Genomic DNA, 18,569 nt, shown 5'->3' with positions numbered 1-18,569 from the left:
CGCACGCGCGCCAGGACGCCGCCCCTTTCTGATGAGCTCCGCCCGGTCATCCCATACGCCGTCGACCCGACCGCTGCGCGCGCCGCGCAAGTCGCGCCGGCGGGCGCTGTTCGCGATCCCGCTGCTCGGGATGCTCGCGCTCGCGCTGCTGTGGGCGGTCATCGTCGCGCGGATGTCCGTCGAAAAGGACAGCGCGTACAAGGAAGCGGCGGCTTCCGCGGCGATCCTGTCGTCCGCGCTCGAGCAGCACACCGTCAAGGCGATCCACCAGGTCGACCAGATCACCCGCTTCGTCAAGTTCGAATTCGAGAAGTCGCCGGCGAACTTCAATCTCGCGAGCACCGTCGAGAAAGGCGTCGTGCCGAGCGACACGCTGATCCAGGTGTCGCTCGTCAACGCGAAGGGCATCCTGTTCGCGAACACCGCCGAACGTCATCCGCAGCCGATCGACCTGTCCGACCGCGAGCACTTCAAGGTGCACGTGAATCGCAACGACGACCAGCTCTACATCAGCAGGCCCGTGCTCGGCCGCGTGTCGAGCCACTGGACGCTGCAGATGACGCGCCGCCTGAACAATCCCGACGGCAGTTTCGCGGGCGTGGTGGTCGTGTCCGAGGATCCGAGCTACTTCACGAACGATTTCTACAACAACGTGGCGATCGGCAAGGAAGGCGTGATCGCGGTCGTCTCCGACACCGGCGCCGTGCTCGCGCGCCGCACCGGCCTGCTCAACAACGCGCCGGGCGCGTTCTCGGCATCGGGCGTATACCCGCTCGCCGAGCGGGTCTCGGGCACGATCGTCGATCCGATCGACAACGTGACGCGCATCGTGTCGTACCGCCATCTCGACGGCTATCCGCTCGCGGTGATGGTCGGCCTGTCGCAGGCCGAGGAATTCGCCGACTACAACCATACGCGCAACGTCTACCTGCTGATGACGAGCTTCATCACGCTCGCGATGCTCGCGTTCTTCGGCGTCGCGACGGGGCTCATCGGCAAGCTGCTCGGCCGCGAGCGCGAGATGACCCAGCTCGCCGAATACGACCTGCTCACCGGCCTCGCGAACCGCTACGCGACGCTGCGCGGGCTGCGCAACGACGTGTCGATGCCGTCGAGCCTGTCGCGGCTCGGCCTGCTGTTCATCGACCTCGACAATTTCAAGACGGTCAACGATACGCTCGGCCACAACGCCGGCGACATCGTGCTGCAGATGACGGCGTCGCGCCTCGCCGACGCGGTCGGCGACGAAGGCGCGCTGTCGCGCATCGGCGGCGACGAGTTCGTCGTCGTGATGAAGGGCGACGACGTCGAGCGGCGCGCGGTGCGGCTCGCCGAGGCGATCATCCGGATGTTCGGCGAACCGTTCGACGTGCGCGGCAGTTCGTTCGTGCTGCACGCGAGCATCGGCATCGCGCTGCACACGGTCGCGAACGAGAGCGAGATCGACCTGCTGAAGAAGGCCGACCTCGCGATGTACAGCGCGAAGGACGCGGGCAAGAACTGCTACCAGTTCTACGCGCCGCACCTGTCGCACCGCGCCGATCACCTGATGCGCTGGGAACAGCAGCTGCGCGTCGCGCTCGCCGAAGGGCAGCTGTTCCTCGCATACCAGCCGAAGATCGACCTCACCCACCGCCACATCACCGGCTTCGAGGCGCTCGCGCGCTGGGACCACCCGGAACACGGAATCATCTCCGCGAACGAATTCATCTCGATCGCCGAATCGACGGGCCTCATCGTGCCGATCGGCGATTTCGTGATCCGCACCGCGTGCGAGCAGATCGCGCGCTGGCGCGACGAAGGCCACGACACGCTGACGCTCGCCATCAACATTTCGCCGGTGCAGTTCTGGCGCGGCGACCTGATCGAGACGATCTCGCGCACGCTGCAGGAAACCGGCATCGAGGCCGGCCGCCTCGAACTCGAAATCACCGAGACCGCGATGATGGAATATCCGGAGCTCGTCTCCGAGAAGATCGTCGCGCTCAAGAAGCTCGGCATCCGCATCGCGCTCGACGATTTCGGCACCGGCTACTCGTCGCTGTCGTACCTGCACCGTTTTTCGGTCGACACGCTGAAGGTCGACCGCTCGTTCGTGCAGGCGATCCCGAACGACCGCAGCGTGTGCGTGATGGTGTCGTCGATCGTGCATCTCGCGCGCTCGCTCGGCCTGACGGTCGTCGTCGAAGGCACGGAGACCGAGGAGCAGGTCGCGTGGCTGTCTGCGCTCGGGGAGATCGAAGCGCAGGGGTTCCTGTTCTCGCGTCCGGTGCCGGCCGACGCGATTCCCGCGCTGCTCGCCCGCTACGGCGTGCGCGGCGGCCGCGCGAAAATCGTCCCGCATCGCGCGACGGGCAGCACCGGTGCCTGAACAACGTCGCCGGGACGCGCGTTGTTTCGTTGTCGATCCGGCTTGTTTACCTAGCGTTTTCGCGCATGGCCGCCGCGCGCCATCGGTCAGACAATGCCCGAGGCAGGTACGTCCATGGCCAGACGTCCTATATTCAGGGCCCCGTTCGCGCGAGTGACGACGGGGCCGCGTCTCTATACACGCCATGATGAGCGTCGAAGTCGAAGCCGCCCGGCACGTGGAGCAGGAATCCCTGTGGGCCTTTTTCAAGGTCGTCATGGGCATTTCCGCCGTGTCCTGGGGCGGGCTCGCGATGATGGCGCAGCTCGAGCGCCACTACGTCGAGCGCCTGCAGCGCATCGAGCCGCCCGCGTTCGGCGACATCGTGTCGCTGGCCTGGCTCATGCCCGGCCCCGTCGGCTGCAACGTCGCGATCCAGGTCGGCCAGACGCTGCACGGCCGCATCGGCGCGTGGATCGCCGGCCTCGCGAGCGTGCTGCCGTTCTTCGTGATGATGACGCTGTTCGCGGTCTTCTATCGCACGCCGTTCGTGCGCTCGCTCGCCGCGCCCGTGATGCTCAACCACTTCAGCATGGTGCTCGCCGCGCTGATCGGCGTCACCTGGGTCAAGCAGCTGCGCACGCTGGTGCGCGCGCGGCTCGAGCAGGCGATCGCCGCGGTGTCGACGCTTCTGCTCGCGTTCGCGCACAGCCCCGCGTCGTTCGTCGTGACCCTGTTCGCCGCATTCGCCGCGGGCTGGCTGACCGGGCCGTCGCAGGAGAACCGGGTCAACTTCACGCTGGCGAAGCGCGACCGCAAGCTGCTCGTCGTGCTCGCGGCGTTCGTCGCGCTGTTCGCGCTGCCGATTCCCGGCAACTATCAGGCGACGCTGCTGTGGGCGCGGCTCGCGGGCGCCGGCATGACGCTGTTCGGCGGAGGCTTTTCCGCGCTGCCGGTGCTGAAGGCGCTGTTCGTCACGCCCGAGACCGGCATCTCCGATCACGACTTCATGCTCGCGTTCGCGCTGTCGCCGGTGTCGCCGGGGCCGCTGCTGAACGTCGTGCCGTTTCTCGGCTACCTGACCGACGGCTGGCGCGGCGCGCTCCTCGCGACCGCCGCCCTGTTCATCCCGTCCGGCTGCCTCGTCGTGTTCGCGCAGCGCCACCTGTTCCGCCTCAGGCGCCATTCCCGCTTCGAGCACGGGATGCGGCTGCTGCGCGCGGCGACGACCGGGTTTCTGGTCGTCGCCGTCGTGAAGATCCTGCACCGCGAACCGGCCGACCCCGTCTACTGGCTCACCGGCGCATTCGCGACGCTGTGCTTCGCGCGCTTCAAGGTGCCCGTGTACGCGGTGTACGCCGCGGTCGCGATCGCGTGCGGCGCGTGGCTCTGGGCGGCCGCGCGCTGAGCGCCGGCCGCCCGGAGCTCACGCGGCGACGCGCCGCGCGAGCCGGCGCGCCCGCAGGCTGTCGTACGCGAGGTTGAAGCAGAACGTGTAAGGCAGGAAGAACAGCACGATGCCGAGGTCGAGCAGCAGCGCCTCGACGAGACCGATGCCGAGCCACCATGCGGCGAGCGGCACGACCATCGCGACGAGCCCCAGCTCGAACGCGACCGCGTGAACGATCCGCAGGCCCACGTTGCGCACCCAGCCGAAGCGCCGCTCGAGCCGGTCGAACAGCGTGTTGAACGTCATGTTCCACGCCATCGCGATCAGCGACACCATCACCGTCAGCGCGCCGACGTGCGTCACCGGCATGTCGAGCAGCCATGCGCCGAGCGGCGCGCACAGCGCGATCGCGACCAGTTCGAACGTCAGCGCGTGCACGAGCCGTTCCGTCATCGTTTTATTCGTATGCTTCATCGCAAACCTCGGGTCCTGTGTCATCCATGCCCGCCATTCTGATCGGCATGACCGAACGATTCCAATTGGTTATCATCGGTTTTTCCGATAAGACGATGCCGGGAGACTCCGTATGCGCCACGCCCCCGAAGCGCTGCTCGCGTTCGCCGAGGCCGCACTGCTCGGCTCCTTCACCGCCGCCGCGCGCAAGCTCGGCAAGCGCCAGTCGACGGTCTCGGAGGCGATCGCGAACCTCGAGATCGATCTCGGCGTGCAGCTGTTCGACCGCTCGACGCGCACGCCGGCGCTGACCGACGCCGGGCGCGCGCTGCTGCCTCAGGTGCAGCGCGTGCTGGAAGCCGGCGCGGCGATCGACCGCACCGCCGCGCGGCTCGCGCGCGGCGAGGAGGCGCGGCTGACGCTGGTGGTGTCCGACACCTACCAGTCGAAGCGTTACGAGCAGACGCTGACCGCGCTCGAACGGCGCTTCCCGGCGCTGGAGCTCGAATGCCAGATCGCTGAGCACGAGGACGTGCTGGACCTGATCCAGCAGGGCCGTGCGCAGCTCGGGCTGATGGCCGCGCGCGCGGCCTACCCCGCCGACATCGGCGCGGCGGCGATCGCGGAGGAGTCGGAGTTCGGCCTGTTCGTCGGGCGCACGCATCCGCTCGCGGCCTCCGGCGACGCGGAGGTGCCGCATGCCGCGCTGCGCGATGCGCGCGAGCTGCGGCTCAACACGTATGCGATGCCGGACGGGCGCGGCGAGGACGGCCGGATCGTCGCCGGCGCCCACCGCTGGTCGGCGCCGAGCTACCTGATGCTGCTGGAGATGGCGGTGCTGGGATTCGGATGGGCGGAACTGCCCCGCTGGATGGTCGAGCATTTCGCGCCCGACCGGCTCTGCGAGCTGCGCGCCCGCGGCTGGCCGCGCCGGGTGCGGGTCGATGCGGTGTGGTCGCGCAGCCGGCCGCTCGGCCCGGCCGGCGCGTGGCTGCTCGACGCGATGCTGGCCGCGTAGCGGCGCGCCGCTCTGCCGGCGTCGGCGCCAGCGCCGGGCCGCGCCGAGCGGCACGAACCCGTCAGCCGGCCCCGCTCAGAAGCCGCGCGACAGCACGGCCGCGCCGATCGTCACGACGCCGAGCACGATATTGACGACGACGAGCAGGCGCACCGCGTTCACCGCGCGCGCGCCGTCCGGCCAGTTCTGCGCCTGCACCGCGCGGCGGATGCGCGGAAACAGCGCGAACCGCACATGGCCGAAGATCAGCATCATCACGACGCCGAGCCCCGCCATCGCGTGCAGCGCCCAGGTCGCGTGCGCGCCGCCGAACTGCATCAGCAGGAAGCCGCCGGTGAGCAGGATCACGATCACCGACCCCGCGACCCAGTTGAAGAAGCGGCCGAACACGCCCTCGATCAGCGGCAGCCGCAGCTGCGGCGACAGGTCGGACAGCGCCGGCCGCAGGCAGAAGTTGGCGAACACCATCCCGCCCACCCACACGGCGACGGCCAGCAGGTGAAGAAACAGCGCGACGGCGATTGCGTGGGACATGGCGAGCATCCTGTTATGAGTTGAATACGGCGGACCGGCCGGGCACGCGGCGGGCCTGCGCGATGCACGAATGCGTTGCGCGCCGGTCGGCACGTGCGCGACATCGAGCGTCGTTCGACAGGCGCGGCCTCGCACGGTTCAGGCCGGTGGCGGGATTTCACAATATTTTGCAAGTGCCGAGTGACGACCCGGCATGCCGCGCATGAAAAAGGCCGCACGCCCGCCGAAGCGGCCGTGCGGCCCGTGACGCCGCCGGAACGCGCGCTCAGCCGAGCAGCGGACGCATCTCGGTGACGACCTTGAGCTTCGTGTCCGGCGCGCGGCCCTTGCGCGCGCGCTTGCCGACGTGCGGCGCGAGCGCCGCGTACGACAGCGTCTCGTCCATCACCTTGCCGCCGCGGCCGGTGCCGATCAGCACGACGCCGGCCGGATCGATCGCGAGCGCCTGCACGAGCGTTTCCTTGTCGTCGAGCGCCATCAGGATCACGCCGCGGCCGCCGCCCGACAGCGTCTTCATCTCGTCCATGCCGAACACCAGCAGCCGGCCGCCGCTCGACAGGCACGCGACCTGCTTCGCGTTCGGCAGCACCGGCATCGGCGCGAGCGGCGCCGCGCCTTCGTCGATGGTCATGAACGCCTTGCCGGCCTTCACGCGGCTCACCATGTCGCCGACCTTCGCGAGGAAGCCGAAGCCGTTGCTCGACGCGAGCAGCAGCTGCTGGTCGGCCGATGCGGCGAAGTAGTGCATCAGGTGCGTGCCGGATTCGAGCTCGATCAGCGACGTGACGGGCACCCCGTCACCCCGCCCGCCCGGCAGCACCGACACGTCGACCGAATACACGCGGCCGCGGCTGCCCCACGCGATCAGGCGGTCCGGCGTACGGCACTGGAACGCCGCGTACAGGCTGTCGCCGGCCTTGAACGAGAAGCCCGCCGGGTCGAGGCCGTGGCCCTTCAGCGCACGCACCCAGCCCTTCTGCGACACGACGACCGTCACCGGCTCGTCGACGACCTTCGCCTCGAAGGTCGCGCGCTTTTCCTGCTGGATCAGCGTGCGGCGATCGTCGCCGTACTGCTTCGCGTCGGCCTCGATCTCCTTGATCATCAGCCGCTTCATCGCGCTTTCGTTCGCGAGCAGCTCCTCGAGCTTGGCCTTCTCGTCGCGCAGCGCGTCGAGCTCCTTCTCGATCTTGATCTTCTCGAGCCGCGCGAGCTGACGCAGGCGGATTTCGAGGATGTCCTCGGCCTGCCGCTCGGAGAGGCCGAACGCGCTCATCAGCGCGGCCTTCGGCTCGTCCGACTCGCGGATGATGCGAATCACCTCGTCGATGTTCAGGAAGACGATCATCCGGCCTTCGAGGATGTGGATCCGGTCGTCGACCTTGCCGAGACGGTGGCGGCAGCGCCGCGTCATCGTCAGCTGACGGAACTTCACCCATTCGCCGAGGATCGTCAGCAGCCCCTTCTGGCCCGGCCGGCCGTCGGCGCCGATCATCACGAGGTTCAGCGTCGCGTTCGATTCGAGGCTCGTGTGCGCGAGCAGCGAATTCACGAACTCGGTCTGGTCGATCGTGCGCGACTTCGGCTCGAACACGAGCCGCACCGGCGCCTCCTTGCCCGACTCGTCGCGCACCGCGTCGAGCAGGTCGAGCATCGCCTTTTTCGTGTTGAGCTGCTCGGGCGTCAGCGTCTTCTTGCCGAGCTTCAGCTTCGGGTTGGTCAGCTCCTCGATTTCCTCGAGCACCTTCTGGCACGACGTGCTCGGCGGCAGCTCGGTGACGACGAGCTGCCACTGGCCGCGCGCGAGATCCTCGATCTTCCAGCGCGCGCGCACCTTCAGGCTGCCGCGGCCGCTCTCGTAGGCCGTCGAGATTTCCGCGTCGCTCGAGATGATCTGGCCGCCGCCCGGGAAGTCGGGCCCGGGAATCAGCCCCATCAGCTCCGCGTGCGTGAGGTGCGGATGGCGGATCAGCGCGACCGCCGCCGCCGCGACTTCGCGCAGGTTGTGCGACGGGATTTCCGTCGCGAGACCGACCGCGATGCCCGATGCGCCGTTCAGCAGCACGAACGGCAGGCGGCCCGGCAGCAGCTTCGGCTCCTCGAACGAGCCGTCGTAGTTCGGCATGAAGTCGACCGTGCCCTGGTCGATCTCGTCGAGCAGCAGCTTCGAGATCGGCGTGAGCCGCGCTTCGGTGTAGCGCATCGCCGCCGCGCCGTCGCCGTCGCGCGAGCCGAAGTTGCCCTGCCCGTCGATCAGCGGGTAGCGCAGCGAAAAGTCCTGCGCGAGACGCACGAGCGCGTCGTACGCCGACTGGTCGCCGTGCGGGTGGTATTTGCCGAGCACGTCGCCGACCACGCGTGCCGACTTCACCGGCTTCGCGTCGGGGCCGAGGCCCATTTCGTTCATCGCGAACAGGATGCGGCGCTGCACCGGCTTCTGGCCGTCGCAGACGTCCGGCAGCGCGCGGCCCTTCACGACGCTGACCGCGTAGCTGAGGTACGCCTGCTCCGCGTAGTTGCCGAGCGTCAGCGCGTCGCCCGCGGGCGCGTCCGACCCGGTAAAGAGATCGGGAGTGTTGTCGTCCATCTGAAATCCGTATTCGTAGGTGGCGCGAGTCGGGACCGGGCGTCAAGCCCGGCCGCGCTCAAATATCCGCTTCGACCTCGTTGCCCTTTTCCTCGAGCCAGCCGCGCCGTGCGGCCGCCTCGCCCTTGCCCATCAGCATCGTCATCCGCGCGACCGTCGACTCGTAGTCGAGCTCGCCGAGCTTCACCGGCATCAGGCGGCGGGTGTCGGGGTTCATCGTCGTGTCCCACAGCTGCTCGGCGCTCATTTCGCCGAGACCCTTGAAGCGGCTGATGCTCCATTGGGTGTCGCGCACGCCGTCCTTGCGCAGCTTGTCGAGGATCGCTTCGAGCTCGCCTTCGTCGAGCGCGTACAGCTTCTGCGCGGGCTTCTTGCCGCGCGCCGGCGCGTCGACGCGGAACAGCGGCGGACGCGCGACGAACACGTTGCCGCGCTCGATCAGCTGCGGGAAGTGCTTGAAGAACAGCGTGAGCAGCAGCACCTGGATGTGCGAGCCGTCGACGTCCGCGTCCGACAGGATGCAGATCTTGCCGTAGCGCAGGTTCGACAGGTCGACGCCGTCGTCGGGGCTGTGCGGATCGACGCCGATCGCGACCGAGATGTCGTGCACCTCGTTGTTCGCGAACAGGCGGTCGCGCTCGGTTTCCCACGTGTTCAGCACCTTGCCGCGCAGCGGCAGGATCGCCTGGTATTCCTTGTCGCGGCCCATCTTCGCGGAACCGCCCGCCGAGTCGCCCTCGACGAGGAACAGCTCGTTGCGCGCAATATCCTCGGTCTCGCAGTCGGTCAGCTTGCCGGGCAGCACCGCGACGCCCGAGCTCTTGCGCTTCTCGACCTTCTGGCCCGCGCGGGTGCGCGCCTGCGCCTGCTTGATCACCAGCTCGGCGAGCTTCTTGCCGTGCTCGACGTGCTGGTTCAGCCACAGCTCGAGCGCCGGGCGCGAGAACGACGACACGAGCTTGACCGCGTCGCGGCTGTTCAGGCGCTCCTTGATCTGGCCTTGGAACTGCGGATCGAGCACCTTCGCGGACAGCACGAACGACACGCGCGCGAACACGTCTTCCGCGAGCAGCTTCACGCCCTTCGGCTGCAGGTTGTGCAGCTCGACGAAGCTCTTCACCGCCTGGTAGAGGCCGTCGCGCAGGCCGGATTCGTGCGTGCCGCCGGCCGGCGTCGGGATCAGGTTCACGTACGACTCGCGCACGAGCGAGCCTTCCTCGCTCCACGCGACGACCCACGACGCGCCCTCGCCTTCGGCGAAGGTGTCGTCGCCCGAACGCGAATCGGCGAAGCGCTCGCCTTCGAACAGCGGGATCAGCAGCTCGCTGCCGTTCATCTCGTCGAGCAGGTAGCCGCGCAGGCCGTCCTCGTACTTCCAGGTCTGCTGCTCGCCGGTCTTCTCGTTGACGAGCACGACCTCGACGCCCGGCAGCAGCACGGCCTTCGAGCGCAGCAGGCGCTGCAGCTCGCCGAGCGGCAGGTTCGGCGAATCGAAGTATTTCGGGTTCGGCCAGACCTGCACGCGCGTGCCGGACTTCTTCTCGCCGCGGCCCGCGGCCTGCGTGGACAGCGGCTTCACGACGTCGCCTTCGGCAAAGCCGAGCTCGGCGATCTTGCCGTCGCGCCAGACGGTCACGTCGAGGCGCGTCGCGAGCGCGTTCGTCACCGACACGCCGACGCCGTGCAGGCCGCCCGAGAACGTATAGGCGCCGCCCGCGGCCTTGTCGAACTTGCCGCCCGCGTGCAGGCGCGTGAACACGATCTCGACGACCGGCACGCCTTCCTCCGGGTGCAGGCCGAACGGAATGCCGCGGCCGTCGTCCTCGACGGACACCGAGTGGTCCGCATGCAGCGTCACGGTGATCTGCTTGCCGTAGCCGCCGAGCGCCTCGTCCGAAGCGTTGTCGATGACTTCCTGGATGATGTGCAGCGGATTCTCGGTACGGGTGTACATGCCGGGCCGCTGCTTGACCGGCTCGAGACCCTTGAGCACCTTGATCGATGCTTCGCTATAGGCCGCGCTGGGCTTCTTCGTTGACATAGGCGCTGAATTTCGTCATTCATCGGGACGTTGTCCACACCTCGTGTGGATAACGTCGTGGACAAAACGTTGAGTTCCGTAAAAAAGCGAATCGAAACAACGGTGTGCTTGGACTGCTCCGAAAGCGGGCGCGCGGCGCACGCCGCGAGCGCCCGAAACGGGCCGTATTCTACTGGTTCCGCGCGGCGCGCCATCGGACGAAAAGCGCGGCGGTGCAGCACGGCGGCGCGGCGCTTGTGGCACACGCACGCGCGACCGGCCGACCCGCCCCGCGTCACGGCTTGCGTTTCGCTTCGAGCGTCTCCCAGCGTTCGAGCGCGGCGAGCAGCTCGTCGTCGATCGCCGCGAACCGCTCGGTCAGGCGCGTGCCCTCCTGCGGATCCTTCGCGAAGATCGAGCCGTCCTCGAGCTGTGCGCCGATCGTCTTCTGTTCTTCCTCGAGCATCGCGATCCGGTCGGGCAGCGATTCGAGCTCGCGCTGCTCGTTGAACGACAGCTTCACGGTACGCTGCGCGTTGCGGCCGGCCGCGCTCTTCGCCGGCTCCTCCTTGACGGGCGCCGCGTCCTTCGCGGCCCGTTTCGCGGCGTCCTGCTGCGCGAGCTGCTGTGTGCGCTCGCTCTGGATCTGCCAGTCGGTGAAGCCGCCGACGTATTCGCGCCACTTGCCTTCGCCCTCCGCCGCGATCACCGACGTCACGACGTTGTCGAGGAACGCGCGGTCGTGGCTGACGAGCAGCACCGTGCCGTCGTAGTCGGCCAGCAGCTCTTCCAGCAGCTCGAGCGTCGGGATGTCGAGGTCGTTGGTCGGTTCGTCGAGCACCAGCACGTTGGCGGGCCGCGCGAACAGGCGCGCGAGCAGCAGCCGGTTGCGCTCGCCGCCCGACAGCGACTTCACCGGCGAGCGCGCGCGCTCCGGCGCGAACAGGAAATCGCCGAGATAGCTCATCACGTGCTTGCGGTTGCCGCCGATCTCGACCCATTCGCTGCCGGGGCTGATCGTGTCCGCGAGGCTCTTTTCCGGATCGAGCTGCGCGCGCATCTGGTCGAAGTACGCGACCTGCAGGTTCGTGCCCGTGCGCACCGTGCCTTCGTCCGGCTTCAGCTCGCCGAGGATCAGCTTGAGCAGCGTGGTCTTGCCCGCGCCGTTCGGGCCGACGAAGCCGATCTTGTCGCCGCGCATCACCGTCGACGAGAAGCGGTCGACGACCGTGCGGCCGTCGTAGCGCTTCGTCACGTCGGTCAGCTCCGCGACGATCTTGCCGGACTTCTCGCCCTGCGCGACGTCGAGCTTCACGTTGCCCTGCGCGTTGCGGCGCTCCGCGCGCTCGTTGCGCATCTGCACGAGCCGCGCGATGCGGCCGACGCTGCGCGTGCGGCGCGCCTCGACGCCCTTGCGGATCCACACTTCTTCCTGCGCGAGCAGCTTGTCGAACTTCTCGTTTTCCACGCGCTCGACTTCGAGCTGCTGCGCCTTGCGCGTCTGGTATGCGGAGAAATTGCCCGGATACGACAGCAGGCGGCCGCGATCGAGCTCGACGATGCGGGTCGCGACGCGATCGAGGAACGCGCGGTCGTGGGTGATGAACAGCAGGCCCGCGCGCTGCGTGACGAGCAGCTCCTCGAGCCAGCGGATGCCGTCGAAGTCGAGGTGGTTGGTCGGCTCGTCGAGCAGCAGCACGTCGGGCTGCACGACGAGCGCGCGCGCCAGCGCGACGCGCTTCTGCATCCCGCCCGACAGCGCGTCGACGCGCGCGTCGACGTCCGCGAGGCCGATCTGCGCGAGCGTCATCGACACGCGCGTGCGCCAGCTCCACGCATCGTGCGCGTCGAGCGACGACTGCAGCGCGTTCATCCGCGCGAGCAGCGCGTCGTGTTCGGCGCCTTCGGGGGTTTCCGCGAGGCGGTGCGCAATCGCGTCGTATTCCTCGAGCAGCTCGCGCGTGTGCGTCAGCCCCGACGCGACCGCGTCGAACACGGTCGCGCCGGGTTCGAATTCCGGTTCCTGCGGCACGTAGACGGTCACGAGCTCCTGCTGGCGCGTGACGAGGCCGTCATCGGGCCGCGCGAGATCGGCGACGATCTTCAGCAGCGACGACTTGCCTGCGCCGTTGCGGCCGATCAGGCCGACGCGCTCGCCGGCCTCGAGCGAGAAATCCGCGTGATCGAGCAACGCGACGTGACCGAACGCGAGCTGCGCACCGGTAATGGAATAAAGCGACATGGGGAAGACGGCGAAGAGAAATCGGAAGCGCTCATTGTACCGGTGGCGCACGCGTGCGCCGGGATGGCCGGATGGACGATGGCGGTGAGCGGCTTTTTGGGTATCGGCCGGCGCTGACGGCGGCAGCGTGTCGGCACGCCGCGGCGCCGGCATCGTGCGAACGATGCGGCGGGCGGCCGGCCGCCGCTTGACGGCCGCTTCCTGGCAGCCGCTTCGCAGCCGGGCGCCCGCTTGTGGGACGCGTTTACTTCACGTTGATCGTGATCGTCGAGCTCATCTCCGGCCCGTACGACCGGTGCGCGCCGTCGCCGAACTGCAGCGTCAGCGTATGCTGGCCCGGCGGCAGCCTGAGGTCGGTTTCGGTCTGGGCCTTGCCGAAGTGCAGCGAGCGTTCGCTCGCGGGGATCACGTCGCCCTTCGGAATCGGCCTGCCGTCGATCAGCAAGTGATGATGACCGGTGTGCGGCGTCATGTCGCCGGCCGGCCGGAGCAGCATGTCGCCTTCGAGACCGAACTTCGCGTGCACCGGGTTCGATACCGTCGCGCCTTCCGCCGGCTCGACGAAATACACGCGCGCCTCGGCCCGCGCGAACGTCGATACGGCCATCGCCGCCACGCACACGGCACCCGCGATCCACTTCTTGTTGAGCATGTTTTCTCCTTCGGATTGAAAGGTTCACGAAGCATACACTGCGCGTCCCGGCCGCGCGACGGCGAACGTTGTTCGCGATGCGCACGTTTAAAACGACGTTGCGGCGGAGTTCGGCGAAATTCCGGTACCATTGCGCGTTTCGTCCGCTGGCCGGGCCGCGGACGGCATCACCCTGATTTCAATATCGTGAGCGCAACATGAGCGAAGTGACCGAATATCAAAGCTGGGTCTGCCTGATTTGCGGGTGGGTCTACAACGAGGCGGAAGGGCTGCCCGACGAGGGCATCGCGCCCGGCACCCGCTTCGCCGACATTCCCGCCGACTGGCGCTGCCCGCTGTGCGACGTGGGCAAGGAAGACTTCGTCGTCGTCGATTTCTGAGGCGGGGTTTCTGAGGCGCAGCTTCTGAGGCGATTGCGCGGAGCGAATCGTATTCGCTCCGCCGGCGCGCCGCGCGTTTGCTATACTCTGCGCGCTGTCCACCTTGCCGTCCCGGTCGCGTCTTGAGCACACGATATCGCGGACATGGCCCTCCCCGTAGTTCAATGGATAGAACAAGCGCCTCCTAAGCGCTAGATACAGGTTCGATTCCTGTCGGGGGGACCAGTCGAGCTTCAAACCATTCCCAGAGAGTCACGAGACATTGACCGCTTAGGTCCGTCTGGCGGCCTGTTGGGTCGCATCGTTATCAAGGTTGCTCAGTGGCAGCCGGGGAAAGGGTTGGCATTTTTTGTTGGTATCAGCCGATGCCAACGACTCAGATACCAACAATGCCTCGTGACCACGCGCAAGTACGGAACGCGACGGACGGCTCGGCCCCATACAAACTCACTGACGGCATGAGGATGTGCGACCCGCACATCATGCACTATCGCGGCAGGAGCGCGACGTGCCCGCCCCGCTCCGCGCGCTCAACGGCGAGCATCGATTCGTGTTCTACAGCCTGCAAGGCCGGAGCCGCATTTCGAACAACACCATGCTGCATACGCTCTATCGCACGGGCTACAAGTCGCGAATGACGGGGCACGGGTCTCATGGGCTCGCAGCTACATCTGCGTAAACTCGGCTTCGGCCGGAACGTCGTAGAGCGCCCGATGGCACATGCTGAACGTAATCAGATGACTGCCCCCACGTCACTCCTCGAACGGCCTCGCTTCAAACGTGGCCACTCCATCGGCATACTCTCGCACCCATATATCGCGGTGATCCTCGCCAGAACCCTTTACTGCGAACGACACATTCGGTAGGCATGAAGCCAATTTGTCGAACAGCATGACGATCGCCATGCTGTCCAAATAGAACAAAGTTGAAGTCGGGAGGGCCGAACCACATGCTTCGGTGAGGTCGGTCAATACGTCGTGGCTGAGCGAATATTCATCAAGAAACTTCAAGAGCTCCTCGCGGACACCTGCAACATTCAACGGCTCGCCGTCAGACGGATGAACCCAAACCTGAGTGTGAAAACTCATTCGAACTTACTCCGTCATTTTTCTCATTCGAACACTGGCGCTTCATGGCGTGGACAGCGATTCATGATCGTTGATGATCGACCTACCGTTGTCGATCGGCGAAGTTTGGCTTTCTTCGGTAGGTCAACCACGCGTCCGGAAACTTGGGGAGCGTCACCGACGGCATAGTTCTCAGCCCACGCGGTCCTCGATGCGATTGCGCGCTGCCACGTGACGGCAAACCCGCGAATGTCGATTCAGGCGCGCGACGGCGGGAGCCGTCGCGAGCATCACTGCATCCCCGCCTGCCCCACATCCTTCGCCGCATGCCAGACGCGATACCGCACCTCGAACCCGTCCGGCACGTACACGACGATCGGCAGCCGGCTGTTGTAGCGCAGCAGCTGATCGTCGCCGCGCACCTGCACGAACCGTTCGCGCGGCGCCTGTCCCGGGCACGCCATCAGCGTCGACGCCGGTCCCTTCACGTCGGAAAGCCGGTAATACGTATAGCCCCAGCCCTGTACGGTCTCGGCGCTCAGCTCGCCGCCGAACCACTGCTGGTTGCAGTCGGTCTGCAGCGTCTTGCCGATCATCAGCTCGACGCGCGCGCCGGCTTCATCGGCGAGCGCGGGCAGCGCGATCACCGCGCGCTGCTGGCCAGCCGCGGCCTGCGGGAACATCTTGATCGACTCGGCCGTCACAGCGGCCTCCGACGCCGGCCCTGCCGCGCTCGCGGCGGCGCTCGTCACGCAAATGGCGGCCAGTGCGGCCCGGATCGCGAATTTCATCGATGTGCTCCTGTCTGACAAATAGGCTCCCGATGCTAACACTTTCACCTCAAGACCTTACGGCACCGTAATTTCGCGACACAATTGCAAACAGCCGCCGATCTCCGCCCGCGGTATTCATAGCGGAACCAACGGAGATCATCATGCTGAAGCTCATTGCCACCGCCAGCGTCGCCACGCTGCTGGCCGGCTGCGTCGTCGCGCCGGACGCCGGCTACGGCTACGGGCAGCCGTACTATTCCGATCCCGGCTATGCCTACGGGCCGGCCTACGGCGCCGCGCCGGTCTACGGCACGGTCAACATCTGGGGTGGCGGCCGAGACTGGGATCGCGGACACCGCGACAACCGCCACTGGGACCGCGACCGCGGCGGCTGGGGCAACCGTGGCGGCTGGGGCCGCGGCGGCGGACGCCGGGGCGACTGGAACGACGGCGGACGCGGTCCGGGCGACGGCGGCGGCCACCGCCACTGATCGTCGCGCCGCGCAATTGCAACCGTTTGTATCCTCACACCGGCCGCCCGCGCTCCGCCGGCCACCCATCAAATGACGAAAGGCCCTCGCATCGTGCGAGGGCCTTTCGCCTTCTGCGATGTGATGCCGCACGCCGCGCCCCGCTCGGCGCCGCGTGCAGCGGTGAAATCGCTCACCATCCGCCCGGCTGCGCATAGCCGTAACCGCCCGACGCCGGCGCGCCGCACACGTACGCGCGCTGATAGCGGTCATAGCAATAGTTCGGTCCGTCGTCCTGATACTGCGCCTGCTGATAGGCCGGATAAGCGGGCTGTTGATACGCCGGCGCCTGGTAATACGTCGGCGGCTGATAGGCGGGCGCCTGATACGCGACCGGCGGATTCAGCGCGGACGTCACGATGGCGCCCAGCACCGCGCCGCCGATCAGCGCGCCGATGACGGCGCCGCCGCGGTCATGCGCGGACGCGGGTCCGGCGACGGCGAGCGAACCGGCGAGGACACACACTGTTGCGATCTTCCTCATGCTGCACTCCCACGCGAAGTGGTACGGGATGCGATGCATTGTGGGCGCGGCCCGCGGTAATAGATGCAGCAAGTGGTAACGCACGATTACGCCGGGCCGGCGCGCCAGAACGCTCAAGCGCCGTGCTACATTTTCGGGACCAAGGAGACGCCTGCATGCAGCCCGAGACCGCCCGCCGTTTCGATACCGAATTCGCGCCGCGCATCGCGCACGCGATCGCCGCCTTCTTCGCCGACCATGTGCAGACGGAAGTCGTCCCGTATGGCGGCCACGGCCACCCGTCGCAGGTCCGTGTCCGCAGCGCGCCGCACGAACACGTGAGCGGCTTCGTGCATCCGCTGAACCTCGAGCTGACCTGGGATACCGACGAGATCGAGCGGCTGATGGAACCGGAAGGCGAAGCGCGCTTCGAGCACTACGTGGCCGCGCTGCCGCGAAAGCTGACTGCCTGGCAAAGCGCGCGCGACGTCGATCTCGCGTCGCGCACGCAGGCCGATCCGGTCGTTCGGCTCGGCGGCCTCGACTTCGAAGGCTGAGTGCGCGCGCCGGCAAGCGGCTCGGTACGCCGGCGTCGCGCAACGCGGCCCGGTGATACACTCGGCCGGCCCCGCTTCGGCGCCGTCGTGCCGGCCGGGTCATTCCCCATCGCCAGCGCCCGCGAGCATGGTTGCGCACGCAACCGGCGCCCGGGCGCGCGGACAACCACGCTTTCGCTCCCGACATGAACGCCGATACCGGCCTGCCCCTTCCGCAACGCTACTGGGCGATCGTCTGCGTCGCGCTGGGCATCACGCTCGCCGTGCTCGACGGCGCGATCGCCAACGTCGCGCTGCCGACCATCGCGCATGACCTGCGCGCGTCCGACGCCGCATCGATCTGGATCGTCAACGCGTACCAGCTCGCGGTCACGATCACGCTGCTGCCGCTCGCGTCGCTCGGCGAGCGCATCGGCTACCGGCGCGTCTACATCGCGGGCCTCGCGCTGTTCACCGCCGCGTCGCTCGGCTGCGCGCTCGCCGGTTCGCTGCCGACACTCGCGGTGATGCGCGTGATCCAGGGATTCGGCGCGGCGGGCATCATGAGCGTCAATGCCGCGCTCGTGCGGATGATCTATCCGACGTCGATGCTCGGACGCGGCCTGTCGATCAACGCGATGGTGGTCGCGCTGTCGTCGGCCGTCGGTCCCACCGTCGCGTCGGCGGTGCTGTCGGTCGCGCCGTGGCCGTGGCTGTTCGCGATCAACGTGCCGATCGGCATCGCCGCGGTGCTCGGCAGCCTGCGCGCGCTCCCCGCCAATCCGCTGCACGACGCGCCGTACGACATCCCGAGCGCGCTGATGAACGCGTGCGTGTTCGGGCTGCTGATCATGGCCGTCGACGGGCTCGGCCACGGCGAGCGCGGCGCGTACGTCGCGGCGGAGTTGACGGTCGCACTCGTCGTCGGCTGGTTCTTCGTGAAGCGGCAGCTGTCGCAGCCGGCGCCGCTGCTGCCGGTCGACCTGATGCGCATCCCGTTGTTCGCGTTGTCGATCTGCACGTCGATCGCGTCGTTTACGTCGCAGATGCTCGCGTTCGTCGCGCTGCCGTTCTGGCTGCAGCATTCGCTCGGCTTCTCGCAGGTGCAGACCGGCCTCTACATGACGCCGTGGCCGCTCGTGATCGTCGTGGCCGCGCCGCTCTCCGGCGTGCTGTCGGACCGCTACTCGGCCGGCATGCTGGGCGGGATCGGGCTCGCGCTGTTCGCGGCGGGCCTGCTGTCGCTCGCGATGATCGGCGCGCATCCGGACAGCGTCGACATCGCGTGGCGGATGGCGCTGTGCGGCGCGGCCTTCGGCCTGTTCCAGTCGCCGAACAACCGCGCGATCCTGTCGTCGGCGCCGCGCTCGCGCGCCGGCGGCGCGGGCGGCATGCTCAGCACCGCTCGGCTGACCGGCCAGACGCTCGGCGCCGCGCTCGTTGCGCTGATCTTCGGGATCGCGCCCGCGCACGGGCCGACCGTCGCGCTCTACGTCGCCGCCGCGTTCGCGGCCGCCGCCGCCGTCGTCAGCACGCTGCGCATCGCGGCGCCGCAGCCGAGCGCATCGGCCTGA

At 67.8% G+C, this 18,569-nt stretch carries 16 protein-coding genes, 1 tRNA gene and 1 pseudogene; 9 read left to right on the top strand and 9 right to left on the bottom strand.

Going from position 1 to position 18,569, the window contains the following annotated elements; all coding sequences use genetic code 11:
- Positions 1-31: 31 nt before the first annotated feature.
- The gene (locus WJ35_RS00305; RefSeq protein ID WP_060232085.1) at positions 32-2,371 is read left to right on the top strand and encodes an EAL domain-containing protein; all 2,340 of its coding nucleotides are present in this window, start codon (positions 32-34) and stop codon (positions 2,369-2,371) included.
- Positions 2,372-2,555: 184 nt separating this feature from the next.
- A complete protein-coding gene (locus WJ35_RS00300; protein WP_060232087.1) occupies positions 2,556-3,758 on the top strand; it encodes a chromate transporter in 1,203 nt (400 codons plus the stop codon).
- 18 nt (positions 3,759-3,776) lie between these two features.
- On the opposite strand, the gene WJ35_RS00295 is transcribed toward WJ35_RS00300, so the two are convergent.
- Positions 3,777-4,214, bottom strand: coding sequence for a multidrug/biocide efflux PACE transporter (locus tag WJ35_RS00295; RefSeq protein ID WP_010091075.1), 438 nt, complete (start codon positions 4,212-4,214; stop codon positions 3,777-3,779).
- A gap of 112 nt (positions 4,215-4,326) precedes the next feature.
- Here WJ35_RS00295 and WJ35_RS00290 point away from each other — a divergent pair, with 112 nt between their 5' ends.
- Positions 4,327-5,211: a LysR family transcriptional regulator gene (locus WJ35_RS00290; protein ID WP_069238575.1), complete on the top strand. Its 885-nt coding sequence runs from the start codon at positions 4,327-4,329 to the stop codon at positions 5,209-5,211.
- Between the two features lie 75 nt (positions 5,212-5,286).
- On the opposite strand, the gene WJ35_RS00285 is transcribed toward WJ35_RS00290, so the two are convergent.
- From WJ35_RS00285 to WJ35_RS00265, 5 genes are all read right to left on the bottom strand, one after another.
- Entirely contained in the window at positions 5,287-5,745 is a 459-nt protein-coding gene (locus tag WJ35_RS00285; protein ID WP_010091073.1) for a CopD family protein, read from the bottom strand.
- Between the two features lie 265 nt (positions 5,746-6,010).
- Positions 6,011-8,332 carry a DNA topoisomerase IV subunit A gene (gene parC / locus WJ35_RS00280; protein WP_060232093.1) on the bottom strand — a complete coding sequence of 774 codons (2,322 nt, stop codon included), beginning with the start codon at positions 8,330-8,332 and terminating at the stop codon, positions 6,011-6,013.
- A 58-nt stretch (positions 8,333-8,390) separates the two neighbouring features.
- Positions 8,391-10,373: a DNA topoisomerase IV subunit B gene (locus WJ35_RS00275; RefSeq protein WP_060232096.1), complete on the bottom strand. Its 1,983-nt coding sequence runs from the start codon at positions 10,371-10,373 to the stop codon at positions 8,391-8,393.
- A gap of 274 nt (positions 10,374-10,647) precedes the next feature.
- Positions 10,648-12,594: an ATP-binding cassette domain-containing protein gene (locus WJ35_RS00270; RefSeq protein ID WP_060232099.1), complete on the bottom strand. Its 1,947-nt coding sequence runs from the start codon at positions 12,592-12,594 to the stop codon at positions 10,648-10,650.
- 244 nt (positions 12,595-12,838) lie between these two features.
- Positions 12,839-13,246: a DUF4399 domain-containing protein gene (locus WJ35_RS00265; protein ID WP_069238574.1), complete on the bottom strand. Its 408-nt coding sequence runs from the start codon at positions 13,244-13,246 to the stop codon at positions 12,839-12,841.
- A 197-nt stretch (positions 13,247-13,443) separates the two neighbouring features.
- Between WJ35_RS00265 and WJ35_RS00260 the strand changes: the two genes are divergently transcribed.
- The 3 genes and pseudogenes from WJ35_RS00260 to WJ35_RS29290 all read left to right on the top strand — a co-directional run.
- Complete coding sequence (locus tag WJ35_RS00260; protein ID WP_006398668.1) at positions 13,444-13,626, top strand: rubredoxin; 183 nt, start codon at positions 13,444-13,446, stop codon at positions 13,624-13,626.
- A 150-nt stretch (positions 13,627-13,776) separates the two neighbouring features.
- Positions 13,777-13,851, top strand: a tRNA-Arg gene (locus tag WJ35_RS00255).
- A 233-nt stretch (positions 13,852-14,084) separates the two neighbouring features.
- Positions 14,085-14,372, top strand: a pseudogene (locus WJ35_RS29290) (integrase); the annotation flags it as partial.
- Positions 14,373-14,378: 6 nt separating this feature from the next.
- On the opposite strand, the gene WJ35_RS00250 reads toward WJ35_RS29290, so the two are convergent.
- A complete protein-coding gene (locus WJ35_RS00250; RefSeq protein WP_059568433.1) occupies positions 14,379-14,714 on the bottom strand; it encodes a hypothetical protein in 336 nt (111 codons plus the stop codon).
- A 269-nt stretch (positions 14,715-14,983) separates the two neighbouring features.
- A complete protein-coding gene (gene eco, locus WJ35_RS00245) occupies positions 14,984-15,484 on the bottom strand; it encodes a serine protease inhibitor ecotin (protein ID WP_069238573.1) in 501 nt (166 codons plus the stop codon).
- Positions 15,485-15,627: 143 nt separating this feature from the next.
- Here eco and WJ35_RS00240 point away from each other — a divergent pair, with 143 nt between their 5' ends.
- Entirely contained in the window at positions 15,628-15,957 is a 330-nt protein-coding gene (locus WJ35_RS00240; protein WP_069238572.1) for a hypothetical protein, read from the top strand.
- A gap of 172 nt (positions 15,958-16,129) precedes the next feature.
- Here WJ35_RS00240 and WJ35_RS00235 read toward each other — a convergent pair whose 3' ends face one another.
- Positions 16,130-16,519, bottom strand: a complete 390-nt coding sequence (locus tag WJ35_RS00235; protein ID WP_069238571.1) for a hypothetical protein — start codon at positions 16,517-16,519, stop codon at positions 16,130-16,132.
- A gap of 116 nt (positions 16,520-16,635) precedes the next feature.
- On the opposite strand from WJ35_RS00235, the gene WJ35_RS00230 reads away from it, so the two are divergent.
- Both WJ35_RS00230 and WJ35_RS00225 read left to right on the top strand, forming a co-directional pair.
- The gene (locus WJ35_RS00230; protein WP_010091064.1) at positions 16,636-17,016 is read left to right on the top strand and encodes a DUF5594 family protein; all 381 of its coding nucleotides are present in this window, start codon (positions 16,636-16,638) and stop codon (positions 17,014-17,016) included.
- A gap of 185 nt (positions 17,017-17,201) precedes the next feature.
- Positions 17,202-18,569 (top strand): MFS transporter, encoded by a 1,368-nt coding sequence (locus WJ35_RS00225; RefSeq protein WP_069238570.1) that lies wholly within the window; start codon positions 17,202-17,204, stop codon positions 18,567-18,569.

It is taken from the genome of Burkholderia ubonensis (assembly GCF_001718695.1).
Taxonomy (GTDB): domain Bacteria; phylum Pseudomonadota; class Gammaproteobacteria; order Burkholderiales; family Burkholderiaceae; genus Burkholderia; species Burkholderia ubonensis_B.
Note: the sequence above shows the minus strand (reverse complement) of the source record. Positions and strands in the feature narration are given on the sequence as shown.